The organism is Chitinophaga sp. H8 (assembly GCF_040567655.1).
GTDB classification, from domain to species: domain Bacteria; phylum Bacteroidota; class Bacteroidia; order Chitinophagales; family Chitinophagaceae; genus Chitinophaga; species Chitinophaga defluvii.
Window position 1 is genome coordinate 852,470 of the sequence record NZ_JBEXAC010000002.1, and the last position, 14,033, is coordinate 866,502.

Here is a 14,033-nt window from a genome sequence, read left to right on the forward strand (position 1 = left end):
TATTATTCCAGCAGCAGCTCATCACCGGCCACAGGCTCGCTTTTATCCACCAGCTCACGGGGAAGCTCTTTTTTAGTTTCCAGCCCCAGCCGACGCATACCTTCTGCCCTAGTCACCAGGTTACCCCGGCCCGTACTTAATTTATTCATGGCACTGTCGTATACCTCCTGGCTACGGCCCAGATGTATTCCCACCGTCCGCATATCTTCTGCAAAACCTACAAACTTTTCATAAAGCGCACTTCCCTGTTTCACGATTTCTTCAGCATTCCTGTTCTGGTTTTCCAGCCGCCACATTGCATCAATAATCCGCAAGGTAGCCAGCAGAGAAGGTACACTCACTACAATGATCTTTTTCCGGAAAGCATAGTCATAGAGATCATCCTGCTGCAAAATAGCAAGTGCATATGCCGGCTCAACAGGTACAAACAGCAATACAAAGTCCGTTGTATTTTTATACAGGGAATGATAACTTTTACGGCTCAGCTCATCCACATGGTTCTTCACTGACTGCAGATGCAGCTTTAGTGCCTGTTGTTTTTCCACTTCATCTGTAGCGCTGCAATACTGTTCATAGGCTTTCAGCGATACCTTAGAGTCAATAACCAATTGCCGGTTCTCCGGCAATAATAACAACAGGTCGGGCCTTTTAAGCATGCCCTCACTATCCCGTTGCGCATCCTGTGTAAAGTAATGAATGCCCTTTTCCAGCCCTGATGCTTCCAGTACGCGCTCCAGTATCATCTCTCCCCAGTTTCCCTGCTTTTTGGTATCCGCCTTTAAGGCATTGGTCAGGTTGTTAGCCTCCTGGGTAAGTGTTTGATTGAGGAGGAGGAGTTTTTGCAGTTCCGTTTTTAATTCTGTACGCTGGGTGGTCTCTGCTACCAGCGACTGCTGTACACTACTCCGGAAACTCTCAATCTTCTCCGCCAGCGGTTTCAGGATATCATCCATTTTATGCTGGTTCTGTTCCATAAAAGTCCCGGATATACGCTGCAACAATTGCTGCGCGGTATTCTCAAACTGTACTTTAAACTCCTGCTGTATTTCCTGCAAACGCTGCTTTTCTTCATTGAGCTGCTGGTGCAGGAACCGGTTCTGCTCTTCTATCCTGCTGCTATCTCCCATCAGCTGCTGAAACTCTGTATACACGTGATCCAGCCGCTGTTGCTTTTCCTGCAATTCTATCCGTTTATCTTCCAGCATGTGCTGTGTATAGGTATATTGCGCTTCCAGGTGGTTATTCCGTTCTTTTAAAAGTACCTGCTCCTGTTGTTGTTGTTCCCATTTCTGCCTGACAGAAAAATACAACCACCCCAGTACAACTGCGAGGGCACCAGTGATAGTAAGCAATACAGTGTAGTTCATAATTAGTTGTTTAGAAATGAGGAGGGCCTTTCATTGAGTTATAGCGCCAGCCTTAATATGGTAGCTTTTCCTTTAACATTTATGCTTGTTAAGATCCGGGCATGCCTTTCAGTTAGTTTTTGCACCTGCAATAGTAACGTTTTACTGCGCAATATATTTGCACAGCTGTACAGGTAACACAGGAAGTGGAGGTGCCATAAATAAATGAAAGTACCCCTGAGCATTACTTAAACATCACCTCAACCCCATCAGGTATCCGGATAAAAAAAGGTGCCTCAAAAGCTGAGACACCTCTTCTACGTTATTTTATCGCTTCAGAAAAGTAAATTATAGTTGTTCGTACAGTTTGCGCAGCCGCTCTCTGGTCATGATCTGCTGCCAGTCTTTGCCCAGCGCATTTTCCCACAGTGGTGCCATTCCCAGAGATACATTGATCATCGTATCAAACTGCTCATCCGTAAGGCCTTTTGTAATATGCTGGGGAATTTCAATGTTGTGTTTCTTCACCATGGCCTTAAATTTCTTTACCCCATCCGGATAGAATTCTTCCAGTTTGTCAAACACGATACAGTTTCCAATACCATGTTTGGTACCCAGCAGATAAGCTAATCCGTAACTTACCGCATGTGCCACCCCTACCTGGGAATAAGCAATACTCATCCCTCCGGCATAAGATGCCATCATCAGTTTTTCATCTGCATCATCATCCCATTGTTTCTTTTCCAGGAATATTTCCTCACACAGCTCCTGTGCCTTCTCACCGTAAGATTTACTGAATGCATTCAGATAAGTACCCTGAAGCGATTCCACACAATGGATAAAGCAATCCATCGCAGTATAAAAACGCTGATTAGCAGGTACGCTGCTGGTTAAAGAAGGGTCCAGCATAATCTGATCAAAAGTGGTAAAGTCTGAATTCATACCCAGTTTACGGGTAGGCCCGGTAAGTACACAGGTACGGCTCACTTCTGCTCCTGTACCTGAAATAGTAGGAATACCCATCTTATAAACGCCACGCACCTTTACCAGGTCCCATCCCTGATAATCTGCTGAAGAGCCGGGGTTAGTCATCATCAACCCAACCGCTTTGGCCAGATCCATCACAGATCCTCCGCCTATACCAATAATCCCCGACACTTCCCCGAACGCAGCTTTCAGGTCATCCCGCAGCTTATCTACCTGGGTGGTTTTAGGCTCGTGCGTAACGTCAATGATTACAATCTTATCTTTTCCCTGTAAAGGAATACGTGATAAAAAGGCAGGTTTATCCTTGAAATATTCATCAACAAAGAAGATCATCGGTGCATCTCCCTTACGTTGAGGTGCCAGTATTTCATCCAGTTGATCAAATGATCCAAGGCCATATATTACATAGCCTACCATTTTAAAATTCCGGAATTTCATATATACAATTTCGTTTGTTTAAAATAATCGTTCCTGTCATCCTCCGTAAGGGGATCCTTACTACAATAATTTTGCTGCTTTATCCAGATCTTCCGGGGTATCTATTTCCACACCCATATATTCTGTAACCACCATTTTCATGGGGATGCCATTTTCCAGATAACGCAGGCATTCTATTTTTTCCGCAGCCTCCAACGGAGTCACCGGCATTTGTGTAAAGTCCAGCAAGGTTTGCTTCCGGAATGCATAGATACCGATATGTTCATAGTAAACAGATGGAAAATCTTTATTACGGGGATATGGAATAACAGACCGGGAAAAGAACAATGCATTGAACTGCTTATCAACCGCCACCTTTACATAATTAGGGTCTTCTATCAGCTTCCAGTCTTTCAGTTCCTGCATCAGGGAAGCTACTCTTACCTGTTTGCCTGCTTCTCCTTCAAATACACTTAGCAACTTTTCCAGTGGTTCTTTTTGCGTAAAAGGTTCATCGCCCTGCACGTTTACCACAATATCCACGTCCATATCCACCACAGCTTCCGCAATACGGTCTGTTCCACACTCGTGCTCCTTTTTGCTCATTACAGCTTTTCCTCCATGCTGCACAATTTCATCATAGATCACTTCACTGTCGCATACTACCATCACCTCATCAAAAACACCTGTGTTCACTGCTGATTCGTAGGTACGGAGAATAACTGTTTTTCCTCCCAGTTTTGCCATGAGCTTACCGGGGAACCTCGTGGCGCCATACCGGGCAGGAATCAAAGCTATTTTTTTCATGCGCATATATTTAATACCGGAAGCAGCTTTTTCATTGACAATCTTACTTACCAGGAAACCGCTTCCGGTCCGGTGCTATTTATTTATAATACACTTTTGACAGCTTTTACCAGCTTTTCTGCTTTCTCTTTCACCTCATCCTGGTTCCAGCCGAGATTAACAGGTGTGGAAATGCAACGGCCTATAATAGCGTCTGAAGCGGGGAATTGTTTGGTTTTATATTGCTCCATGGCTTGTTTAAGACCTGGAGGGAAAGCATGCAGGGAAGCATTTTGTTTGAAATGATCCCATTGGCGGATATAATGCCAGTTATTATCAAACCAGAAGAAGGCTGCTAATCCGGCTGCCTTCATAGCGGCAGCAGCAGCACGGGCAGTGTTTTCATCCGGCAGGAAAAATGACAGGTGCGTCGCACTGTCGCCCGCCTCATCCGGCAAACGGCGGAAAGTTACCTCCGACACAGTAGCTAGGGCATCCTTCATGATCTTTTTGTTGTTACGCAGGATAGATAAAATGTTGTCCAGCTTGCGTATTTGAGCCAACCCTACCGCTGCATGCAGCTCAGATATACGGTAGTTATAGCCCATAAATGGATGCTGATCTGCACCACGGTCTACTCCCAGATGATCATGTCCATGGTCTGCGTACGCATCGCTTTTAACATATACATCCTGATCATTGGTAACAATAGCACCACCTTCTGCGCAGGTAATTGTTTTTACAAAATCAAAAGAAAAAGTACCCGCATGTCCGATAGTACCCAGGGCTTTACCTTTATAACTACCTCCAAAAGACTGGCAGGCATCTTCCAGTAAAATCAGCTGGTGCTTATCACAAATAGCCTTTAATGCATCCAGGTCGGCCATTGAACCACACATATGCACCGGCATTACCGCTTTGGTCTGAGGGGTAATTGCCGCCTCTACCGCTTTAGGATCCAGTGTCAGGGTATCATCCACATCTACCAGCACCGGGGTGGCGCCTACGGAAAACACAGATTCAAAACTGGCCACAAATGTAAAAGTGGGCATAATGATCTCATCACCTGCACCAATACCCAACGCAGCCATGGCGGTGCTAAGTGCAGTAGTACCACTGGAAGTGAGCTGTGTATACTTCACGTCCAGCTTATCGCAAATAGCCTGTTCCAGCTCTTTTGCTTTCCAGATGCCTTTGCGCGGACCATCAAATCCGTAGCGCATCATAATGCCGGTTTCCAGTACATCATTTACTTCTTTCCGCTCTTCGGCTCCAAATAGTTCATATCCGGGCATAAACAGTTGATTTTAAAATATAATAAAGGTTCTATTTTATGGTGGGGCAAAGGTACTATAATCAATGTTCCCATACATCCTAAAAACTGTTTATCTTTTGCTAAAAATTTGCCATGCGTTTTATATTGTTTTTGTTCATACTAAGTATATTCTCAGGGGTACTCTCCATAAATACCTACGCTCAGCATCCTGAAGAACAACAAATCCGGGCCCTGATGCAACAACAAACTGCTGCCTGGAACGAGGGTGATCTTAATGGTTTTATGCAAACCTATTGGCAATCAGACTCTCTTATGTTCATTGGCAAAAGTGGTGTCACCTATAGCTGGCAAGCCACCCTGGATAATTATAAAAAGTCTTACCCGGATACAGCGGCAATGGGGAAGCTTAATTTTAACTTACTGGAATTCAAACCCTTAACTCCAGTATTATATTTTGTGGTGGGTAAATGGCACCTGCAACGTACCGCCGGCGACCTGCAAGGGCATTTTAGCCTGCTTATCAGGAAAATAAATGGAGAATGGAAAATTGTGGCTGATCACAGCAGTTAAAGGAGCATAAAAAAACCGTCCCAGGAATGAGACGGCTTGTTATACACCACAACATTAAAGAAGAAACTATGACTTTTGCTTCTTTTGAATTACTTATGTTTCGTCAACAGGATACAGTTAAATGCCTTTTATTTATTTTTTGCTGCATCCCGCACGGTTTTATTTTCCTTTTCCGGCTTTTCAGATAAATCACCATGCATAGGGTTACGTCCATTTGCAGCTTTGTCTGTTGATAATATCTCTACGGGATGCTGCTTTACTTGCTTATATGCGGTACTGTGCTTGTCTGTTTTCTCTCCCTGCTTCCCAATATCAGCTTTAGCTGGTTGTTGCTTATTATTTTTCATGATAATCATTTTAAATAATAATGAATCGCTACTCCCTGTGTAAAGTCATCAAAGTCTATTCCAACACCAATATCCCCTCCCACAGCGGCCAGGAAGGATGATTATGAGGTATTAATTCCCCATGCCGGTTGTCTCACTCCCATTCCTGTGCATCAGATGCTACACCATAAATCCTGTCATGACCTGCCGGCTATCTGGTTTTGATTTCCTGGAAATGACTGGTAATGAACATATTAATTTCAATGCACTATTACCGCAGTAGGCATTAACATCCGATTCACAAAAACACGCTTTGATTTTCCCGCACACCGCCTATATTTGTATCCTCAATTCTTTTAACCCTTCCCTGTGATAAACGCTATTTAATTTTTACCCAGTCCTGTTTAAAACCCGGTATCTATTCATTTATAACTATTAACTGTTATGACCGGGAAAGTTAAATTGCTTTTTACTGTTGGTATACTTATCTGTTATGCACTCACGGGTTGCACTAAAAAAGACCCGCTCATCCCTGTTAAGCCTGATGTTATCGTTCCGGGGGATTCTGTTACTGTTACAGAAAACAAAGTAGACCGGAATGAGCTGTTAACACTGGTAAATGGGCTACGCAGCCGGGGATGCGACTGTGGTAGTACTAAAATGCCGCCAGTGCATGCGCTGAAGTGGAGCGGCTCCCTGGAAAAGGCAGCATGGCTGCATAGTAAGGATATGAAAGTCAATAACTTCTTTCAACATAATTCCCAGAATGGTACTACTCCCGGCACACGTATTACTGCTGTAGGCTATAACTGGTATACCTATGGGGAAAATATTGCTAAAGGTAATATGGACGAACAGGCGGTGATATTGGGATGGCTATCCAGCCCTGAACATTGTAAAAATATGATGAAGGCTGATTACTATGAGATAGGTATCGGACAGGAAGGGGTATACTGGACAATGGATCTCGGAAGCAGGGTTGCTGACAAATAGCACCCGATACTCTTTTTAGCTTTAAGGTACAGGCATCTTTTTCCGCCACATCCGCCATATAAAATAGATGTATGCTGTCAAAGTAATGATAAACCAGCTATAAAAAAAGATCATCCGGCCTGTAGTAGATTCTTCTGGTACCGCAAATCCCAGAAACAAGCCAATGAATACATCTGCCATCATTAAAAAGAAGCCGAGGAAAATCGTACGCATAATCTTTACAAAAAAAGATACCAGCTGCATATTGAGTTTATATTCCTCAGATGGCTGCTCTTCCTGTTCTTGCCCTATTTTTTTCTCTTCCTCTGCCATACACTAAAGTTTAGGTATATATTGTTTCAATTATTCCGCTCCGTTTAATCTCTATTAAATTCCTGCCGGTAAATACCACTACTAAGGTAAACAAAGCCTCAACAGATCCGTACTATCTCCTTTAAATACATTAAAATCTACTGTTGTTTTAATGCCATTCACCCGCCCAATATCACTATGTTGCCAGAAAACCCACTTCCGGTCCAACCTAGGCCGCTCTTTCTGATAATAATGCGCAATCCATAATGGATAATCATCAAATTCATCTCCCAGGTAAGTCAGGTAAAACTTTAGGTTAGTATAAATGATAGGCTTAACCCCATAGACTTTTTCCATCTCTTCCAGCCATATTTTAGCGGTACTCCGGATCACTGCGGCTGGCTGGTTATTATGCACTTCGATATCCAGTACAGGAGGAAGGTCGCCAGTCTCTAACTGCACTACATTTCTAAAGTTGATAGCCTGTTTGATAGGATCACGGGTAGAATAAAAAAAATGGTAGGCCCCTCTGGTTACCCCCGCTTGCTTTGCTTTTTCCCAATTTCGCTTAAAAGCATCGTCCTGGCGGGTAATCCCTTCTGTAGCCTTAATAAAGGCAAAAGAAATCCTGATATTCTCCACCTGCATCTGTTTTACTGCATGCCAGTTGATATCCTTCTGAAATTTTGAAACATCAATACCATGCACCTGGTAATTAACCGGCATATCAATACCAAACTCTTCATACCGCATAAACCTAAGCTCTTCCTGCCGGTGACTCCACCATATATATGCCCCAATGGTACATCCCATCAATAAAACTAAAATCAGTGAATTACGCCAGGCTTTTTTAATTCTTATTATCACTATACGTAGTTTTCAGTTAACAACTGACCATTTAACAGCCCCAGCTCCTTTCACAAGCAGGCGACTCACTGCCACAAAGATATAAACATCAGATTATCAGATCATTTTATTGGCAATTATAGGGCAATATTGTCAATTTGAGGCACTGTAAGGATACTACTTCCTGAAAACGATACTCTTCCCATAATAAGCAGCGGAAATCCTGATTTCTCAAATCGGATGCGCATAACATACATAGTTATATTACTTTTACAATGACTAGTGATTTTTAATATGCCGGATTTTAACTTAAATGACTCACTGAATTTCTTTTCTAAATTCACTTTCCGCCGGGGATGGAATGCCGGAAAAGTGCTGGCCAGCTATTATGCCAGTAAATTAACCGGAAAACCAGTTCAATGGGGATACCCTATCTCCATTTCATTTGAGCCAACTACTTCCTGTAATCTTCGTTGCCCGGAATGCCCCAGTGGATTAAGGGCTTTTACACGGCCTACAGGCATGCTGGAGCAGGATTTTTTCCGCAAAACAATTGATGAAATTTCCAAAGAACTTTTATACCTCATCTTTTACTTTCAGGGAGAACCTTATCTCAATACCGGGTTTCTTGATATGGTAAAGTATGCTGCTGATAAGGGCATTTATACCGCAACGTCTACCAATGCCCACTATCTTACCGACGCCAATGCCCGTAAAACAGTGGAAAGTGGCCTGGACAGGCTTATTATATCTATAGACGGGACTACCCAGGATGTGTATACCCAGTATCGCGTAGGTGGGCATCTGGATAAAGTAATACAAGGCGCTAAAAATATTGTGAAATGGAAAAAAGAATTGAATTCTACCAAGCCTTTCGTGTTTTTCCAGTTCCTGGTGGTAAAACCCAATGAACATCAGATTGAAGATATTAAGAAACTGGCAGCGGAAATTGGAGTAGACCAGGTACGTTTTAAAACTGCCCAGGTATATGATTATGAAGAAGGGAATAAGCTGATTCCTACTATTGATAAATACTCCCGCTATCATCGTAATGATGATGGTACCTATGCCATTAAAAACAAGTTGGGCAATCATTGCTGGAGGCTCTGGCACTCTCCTGTTATTACATGGGACGGGCTCGTGGTTCCCTGCTGTTTTGATAAGGATGCACAACACCGGCTGGGCGACCTCAAAAAGGAATCATTCAAAAAATTGTGGCATAATAAGGAATACATCCATTTCCGCTCCCAAATCCTGGAAACGCGTAAGAATATTGATATCTGTGCTAATTGCAGTGAGGGAACCAAAGTTTGGGGCTAGCTGGGCAAGGCTTTAATGTCAGGAGCTGGGTATAAAAACGCAATGGGGAGTTATAAAGGTAATTGGCTAATTAACTTACTAATAACTTAAAATACCACAGGTATTCGCTCCTCAGGATGCCTGTGGTTCTTTTTTCTTTTTCTTCCGGCCCGTAAATTTATTGAACAGGTTGATCCCCAATTGCACTCCCACAAATTCAAGGGCAGTCATTAATGCGGTGGTACCAAAGCTCTTCAGTTTACCACTTTCCCAGGCCATCTTCGCTACCCTCCCAGCTATATTCAGTACACTGCTATGTTTGGCACTGCCAGGTATAACCGCATTCAGGGCCATCTTTTTATAATTGTCCTTAAAAAAATCAACCCGGTCGCCCAGTTCATTTTCTAACTCACGGGTACGATTTTTTAACCTGGCAATTTCCAGTTCCAGTGTTTCAAAATTGGTGACTTTCACCTTTCGCATGAGTATAGATTTATCATTTATTAATTTTCTTTAGAAATGGGTTCCTGCTCAAATTGTCCGGTATGCTGATGGGTGTCGTTCTCTTCTATTTCTTCTACTAGCTCAGATATTAATAGCTTTGCCAATGGCCTTTGTATAAGTGCCTTACGAAAAATAAGAATGGACAGGAATAACAGCACAAAAAGTCCAGCAGCACAGGAAAACCCTATCGTAAAGCTTCCTGTTTGTTCCCCTATCCAGAATCCTACCACCATACCTAAAAATACAATGACAAAGAAGAACAACAGGAAAGCCATCATTAATGAAAAGAAAAGCCCCAAGGCTTTTGATAGCTTTCCTGCTGCCTGAAGCTTGATAAGGTCCAAACGGGTTTCCAGGTACTCCCGGGCTATTTTACCGGTTTGATTAAAATAATTGCCGAAATTATCTTCCATGCAAATGAATTTAGTGCAATAGGGGGATTATGCCAGCTCATTGTCCAGCTCAGCTTCAAATTGTTCTTTTTTCTTATTGAACTTCTCTTTTAATTTGTCGGCCTGATATTTTAAGCGGTCTACCAGCTCATCCTTCTTGTCAGAATTCAGGAAATAACCAACGGCTACGCCTACAGCGGCGCCTACAATAAATGAAACTACTGCTTTTGAACTGTTGCTCATAATATTATTTTTTAAAGATGAAGAATAAGGGTTTCCTTAAACGGTATCAATAGGGACACAAACATTATTCCAACAATTACCAATTGTCACAAATTTAACCTTTCTCTGCCATATGCTCATAGAACAAGTAAGTTATCCGTTTGTTCAGCAACATATTGTCATACTGCCATTGGCCCTGTTTTTGTCATTCACTTAAAATCATGTAGGTTTGATATACACCTAGATGCTTCCTATTTATGAGCTTAATTGATAATGACCGCCTAAAGCAGATTGCTTTTTTACTGATCATTGTTTTACTGGGGATATTACTTTTCCTTGAACTGTATACTTTTTTCCCCGGTTTCCTGGGAGCCATTACTTTGTATATTCTGTGCCGGAAATGGATGTTCCGCCTGGTAGAAGACCGGAAATGGAAAAGTAACCTGGCCGCTGCCCTGCTCATGATTCTTTCCTTCTTGATCATTTTAATGCCTATCGGCATGCTGGTAAATATGCTGATGACCAAGGCCAGCTATGCGGCAGAACATTCTTCGGAACTCATAAAAGGTATCAAAACAGTAGCTGGTAAATTAGAGGAAGGCACCGGCATTAACCTGTTTTCTGAGAATCATTTGCGAAAGCTGCAGGAAGGTATTACCGGTGTATTACCAGGGTTCCTGGGAGCTACCTTTAACACACTTACAGCAATTGCCATCATGTACTTTATCCTGTACTTCATGCTGGTAAATGGCCGGAAGATGGAAGCTACCCTATACGAATATATTCCGCTGAAAGACGAAAATGTCATGAGACTGGGCACCGAATTCAAAAGCCTGGTATTTGCCAACGCAGTTGTAATTCCGTTGATTGCTGTTGTACAAGGAATTGTTTCGCTGATCGGCTATTTCATTTTTGGTGTTCCGCAACCGGTTTTCTGGTTTGTTGTTACCTGCTTTACGGCCATGCTACCGGTTGTGGGGGCTGCTGCAGTATATGTCCCAATGGGCGTTTTTATGATAGCTGCGGGGGATACCTGGCAAGGGGTAGCTGTACTGGTATATGGCTTTGGGGTAGTAGGGACTTCAGATAATATCTTTCGTTTTATGCTGGCTAAGAAAATAGCAGATGTACATCCACTGATTACCATTTTTGGTGTACTCGCCGGCGTTAGTTTATTTGGATTTATTGGCCTTATTTTCGGGCCATTACTGATATCCATGTTTATACTCCTGCTGGAAATATATTCCAATGAATACCTGGTAAAAAAGCGGGAGGTAAAAGTATTCAGGTAAACTCCTCTATTTATAGTAATTGTTTGCTGCAATATATGCCACTACTTCATCAGGCACAAGGAAGCGTATAGACTTATCTTCCTTGATCCACTGCCGAATACTGGTAGAAGAAATATCCAGTAAGGGGGCATCCAGCACCTCTACCCGTGCGCCGTATGTTTCCTTTATTTCATGTCCGGGCCTGCGGTATACATAAAAAGGATAGTGTTTTACCAGATGCTGATAATTTTTCCAACGCGAAATATTCTGGAAACTGTCACTTCCCATAATTATTGTAAACTGTTGTGTTGGAAATTTTTCAGAAAGATAGGCTAGTGTATCAACCGTAAAAGAAGGACGTGGCAATGAAAATTCTATATTACTGGCACGTAACCGTGGCTCATCTTTTACAGCCAGCTCCACCAGATGAAAACGGTGATGTTCGTTCAACAAAGTAGAGGACGGTTTCAATGGATTTTGTGGTGATACTACCAACCAAACTTTATCAAGGTCTGTATGATAAGCTACATAATTAGCAATAATCAGGTGACCGATATGTATAGGATTAAATGACCCGAAATATAAGCCTATCTTCATGTTTCATTGTATAGTTAGCCAATGGCCTCAGCAATTAATGGTGTAAAAGTAGGAAATAATACTTTAGCTGTCAGCTTTTGCTTATTCACCGTTAACTTCCACATTAATCGCTTTAAGTGGCTCCGGATGGAGGGTAATCTGCCGCAATCAAACAATATGGCAGATGAATATATAAACAGCCAGGCTTTTACAAGCTGCTATTCCACCGGCTTAAACTGTTCAAATACATGGCCGCATTGTTTACAATAATGGATGGCACGACAAAGGGTAGAGCCAAAGGGGGAACGCAAATAGGTGTTTGCACTGTTGCAGTGCGGGCATGCGGTATGCAACATAATTTCCGCAGACACATTCCCGTTATGCACCTGAGGTGGGGCAATCCCAAAATTTTTCAGCTTCTCCTTAGCAGCGTCAGACATCCGGTTGCTTTCCCAATGCACAGTCTTATCTATCTCTACAACTACTTTTATTCCCAGGTCATTGCCTACAATCGTACTAATTTGCTGCTGTATATAACTGACCGCAGGACAAGCGGCAAAAGTGGGGATCATTTTAATAAGTGCTCCGGTTTCATCCAATTCTACACTGGTGATCATCCCCAGATCTATGACACTCAATACCGGGATTTCCGGATCCATTACCTGTTCCAGGGAGTTATAAATATCAAGTATGGTAATTGTGGCTGACATGATTCAATTTTTACCAGCTGGCTTCCGCATCCATTTTAAATACTTCTGCCATTTCCAGCAACAGCGGGTGTAAATGCTCCGTGTGAAACCCATACCGGCCACCATAGGCAGGCATAATAGTATCCATGTCCGGCAGATTAAGGGAAGCTCTTACTAATACCGGATATATTCTTTCCAGCCATCGCTCATACAATACCTTTTCACCGGGATAAATATGCGCTGCTATTAATGCCTCTTCGTCTTCCTGCGATGGCTCAAAAATACCAGCCGCCAGTGAAATGCAGGTATTCAGTGCCGTCTGCATCCTGTTATAGCTTTCTTCATTTGCATTACTGAGCTGTATGATCCAGGCATTGGCATGCAGGGTATGATATTTTAATTCCCCTTTCAGCTTTTTACTTAGCTGCTGAAATGGTTCAAAGCTACTTTGTAACAGGCTTTCATATCTGACCGTTTCGGCATGATCAAATAAGAAATGACGCATCAGGCTAAAATCATACTCACTATTAGGCATCTCTACCAGATGACAGCATTTAAATGCCTTTTCATCACGCAAAAAAGCAAACTTGTCCGGATCCTCTCCTCCCAATTCTTCCTGTAGTATACGATACAATGCCCAGGCATGTCCTATTTTATCCTGCGCCATGGAAGAAAATGCAATATCTTCTTCCATAATAGGACCCAATCCGGTCCATTCAGAATTACGATGCCCCAGTATCAGTGCATCATCCGCCATTTTTATAATCAGTTGGGCTATTCCCTGCCTTATTGTTGTTTCCATGTTGCAGCGTTGCAGTTTTCTTTGTACTAAACAGATTTTATCATACCTCCTGGGAGCCAGGTACCTGCTTATTGGCGTTTTTGAATTTATTAATTTTGTCCATCACTTTAAACCCGCTGGCATCCCGGTATGTTTTTTCCAGGTTGTTGGCAAACATATCCTCGTCTTCCACATCAAATGCCAGAATATCGGCACTCCGTACCACCCAAAGGTTTACACACTTTTTACGGCGGCCAAACTGTTCTTTGGCAAAAACCAGTGCCAACTGAGGATCTGGTGCGTGTACACAACCTACATGCTCATGGTGCGCTCCCCTTTTTTCCTGGTGAAACACTTCATAAACATTCCAGTTTTCACCTTCCGTTACTTTTATAATCTCTCCGGTATTACCCAGTTTTAATCTGTTTACACGCGGATCTAAAGATGCATTTATCATTGTG

Annotated in this window: 18 protein-coding genes; 4 read left to right on the top strand and 14 right to left on the bottom strand. The window is 42.6% G+C overall.

The features are described 5' to 3' along the window. Positions 1–2: 2 nt before the first annotated feature. From ABR189_RS17315 to ABR189_RS17330, 4 genes are all read right to left on the bottom strand, one after another. Complete coding sequence (locus ABR189_RS17315) at positions 3–1,367, bottom strand: DNA recombination protein RmuC (RefSeq protein ID WP_354661719.1); 1,365 nt, start codon at positions 1,365–1,367, stop codon at positions 3–5. Between the two features lie 327 nt (positions 1,368–1,694). Beyond that, on the bottom strand, positions 1,695–2,771 hold the full coding sequence (locus ABR189_RS17320) for an iron-containing alcohol dehydrogenase family protein (protein WP_354661720.1): 1,077 nt from the start codon (positions 2,769–2,771) through the stop codon (positions 1,695–1,697). Between the two features lie 60 nt (positions 2,772–2,831). Beyond that, positions 2,832–3,557: a 3-deoxy-manno-octulosonate cytidylyltransferase gene (gene kdsB, locus ABR189_RS17325; RefSeq protein WP_354661721.1), complete on the bottom strand. Its 726-nt coding sequence runs from the start codon at positions 3,555–3,557 to the stop codon at positions 2,832–2,834. A gap of 83 nt (positions 3,558–3,640) precedes the next feature. Further along, a complete protein-coding gene (locus tag ABR189_RS17330; RefSeq protein ID WP_354661722.1) occupies positions 3,641–4,831 on the bottom strand; it encodes a DegT/DnrJ/EryC1/StrS family aminotransferase in 1,191 nt (396 codons plus the stop codon). 113 nt (positions 4,832–4,944) lie between these two features. Here ABR189_RS17330 and ABR189_RS17335 point away from each other — a divergent pair, with 113 nt between their 5' ends. Continuing rightward, entirely contained in the window at positions 4,945–5,382 is a 438-nt protein-coding gene (locus tag ABR189_RS17335) for a YybH family protein (RefSeq protein WP_354661723.1), read from the top strand. Positions 5,383–5,510: 128 nt separating this feature from the next. Here ABR189_RS17335 and ABR189_RS17340 read toward each other — a convergent pair whose 3' ends face one another. Then, positions 5,511–5,729: a hypothetical protein gene (locus ABR189_RS17340; protein ID WP_354661724.1), complete on the bottom strand. Its 219-nt coding sequence runs from the start codon at positions 5,727–5,729 to the stop codon at positions 5,511–5,513. A 423-nt stretch (positions 5,730–6,152) separates the two neighbouring features. Between ABR189_RS17340 and ABR189_RS17345 the strand changes: the two genes are divergently transcribed. Beyond that, on the top strand, positions 6,153–6,701 hold the full coding sequence (locus tag ABR189_RS17345; RefSeq protein WP_354661725.1) for a CAP domain-containing protein: 549 nt from the start codon (positions 6,153–6,155) through the stop codon (positions 6,699–6,701). A 21-nt stretch (positions 6,702–6,722) separates the two neighbouring features. Here ABR189_RS17345 and ABR189_RS17350 read toward each other — a convergent pair whose 3' ends face one another. Together ABR189_RS17350 and ABR189_RS17355 are read right to left on the bottom strand one after the other, a co-directional pair. Then, entirely contained in the window at positions 6,723–7,013 is a 291-nt protein-coding gene (locus ABR189_RS17350) for a hypothetical protein (RefSeq protein ID WP_354661726.1), read from the bottom strand. An 81-nt stretch (positions 7,014–7,094) separates the two neighbouring features. After that, a complete protein-coding gene (locus ABR189_RS17355; RefSeq protein ID WP_354661727.1) occupies positions 7,095–7,859 on the bottom strand; it encodes a glycoside hydrolase family 25 protein in 765 nt (254 codons plus the stop codon). A 273-nt stretch (positions 7,860–8,132) separates the two neighbouring features. Here ABR189_RS17355 and ABR189_RS17360 point away from each other — a divergent pair, with 273 nt between their 5' ends. Beyond that, complete coding sequence (locus tag ABR189_RS17360; protein WP_354661728.1) at positions 8,133–9,158, top strand: SPASM domain-containing protein; 1,026 nt, start codon at positions 8,133–8,135, stop codon at positions 9,156–9,158. Positions 9,159–9,269: 111 nt separating this feature from the next. Here ABR189_RS17360 and ABR189_RS17365 read toward each other — a convergent pair whose 3' ends face one another. Genes ABR189_RS17365 through ABR189_RS17375 form a run of 3 tightly spaced genes read right to left on the bottom strand, consistent with a single transcriptional unit; the run spans position 9,270 to position 10,276 of the window. Continuing rightward, positions 9,270–9,620, bottom strand: coding sequence for a hypothetical protein (locus ABR189_RS17365; RefSeq protein WP_354661729.1), 351 nt, complete (start codon positions 9,618–9,620; stop codon positions 9,270–9,272). A 20-nt stretch (positions 9,621–9,640) separates the two neighbouring features. After that, positions 9,641–10,054 (bottom strand): hypothetical protein, encoded by a 414-nt coding sequence (locus tag ABR189_RS17370; protein WP_354661730.1) that lies wholly within the window; start codon positions 10,052–10,054, stop codon positions 9,641–9,643. Between the two features lie 27 nt (positions 10,055–10,081). Further along, positions 10,082–10,276 carry a YtxH domain-containing protein gene (locus ABR189_RS17375; protein ID WP_354661731.1) on the bottom strand — a complete coding sequence of 65 codons (195 nt, stop codon included), beginning with the start codon at positions 10,274–10,276 and terminating at the stop codon, positions 10,082–10,084. A gap of 236 nt (positions 10,277–10,512) precedes the next feature. Between ABR189_RS17375 and ABR189_RS17380 the strand changes: the two genes are divergently transcribed. Then, a complete protein-coding gene (locus tag ABR189_RS17380) occupies positions 10,513–11,547 on the top strand; it encodes an AI-2E family transporter (protein WP_354661732.1) in 1,035 nt (344 codons plus the stop codon). A 6-nt stretch (positions 11,548–11,553) separates the two neighbouring features. On the opposite strand, the gene nadD is transcribed toward ABR189_RS17380, so the two are convergent. The 4 genes from nadD to ABR189_RS17400 form a co-directional block, all read right to left on the bottom strand. Continuing rightward, positions 11,554–12,123, bottom strand: coding sequence for a nicotinate (nicotinamide) nucleotide adenylyltransferase (nadD, locus tag ABR189_RS17385; protein ID WP_354661733.1), 570 nt, complete (start codon positions 12,121–12,123; stop codon positions 11,554–11,556). Between the two features lie 197 nt (positions 12,124–12,320). Continuing rightward, the gene (gene paaD, locus ABR189_RS17390; RefSeq protein ID WP_354661734.1) at positions 12,321–12,812 is read right to left on the bottom strand and encodes a 1,2-phenylacetyl-CoA epoxidase subunit PaaD; all 492 of its coding nucleotides are present in this window, start codon (positions 12,810–12,812) and stop codon (positions 12,321–12,323) included. 10 nt (positions 12,813–12,822) lie between these two features. Beyond that, positions 12,823–13,593, bottom strand: coding sequence for a 1,2-phenylacetyl-CoA epoxidase subunit PaaC (gene paaC, locus ABR189_RS17395; protein WP_354661735.1), 771 nt, complete (start codon positions 13,591–13,593; stop codon positions 12,823–12,825). A gap of 40 nt (positions 13,594–13,633) precedes the next feature. Continuing rightward, positions 13,634–14,029, bottom strand: coding sequence for a hypothetical protein (locus tag ABR189_RS17400; RefSeq protein ID WP_354661736.1), 396 nt, complete (start codon positions 14,027–14,029; stop codon positions 13,634–13,636). Positions 14,030–14,033 lie beyond the last annotated feature (4 nt).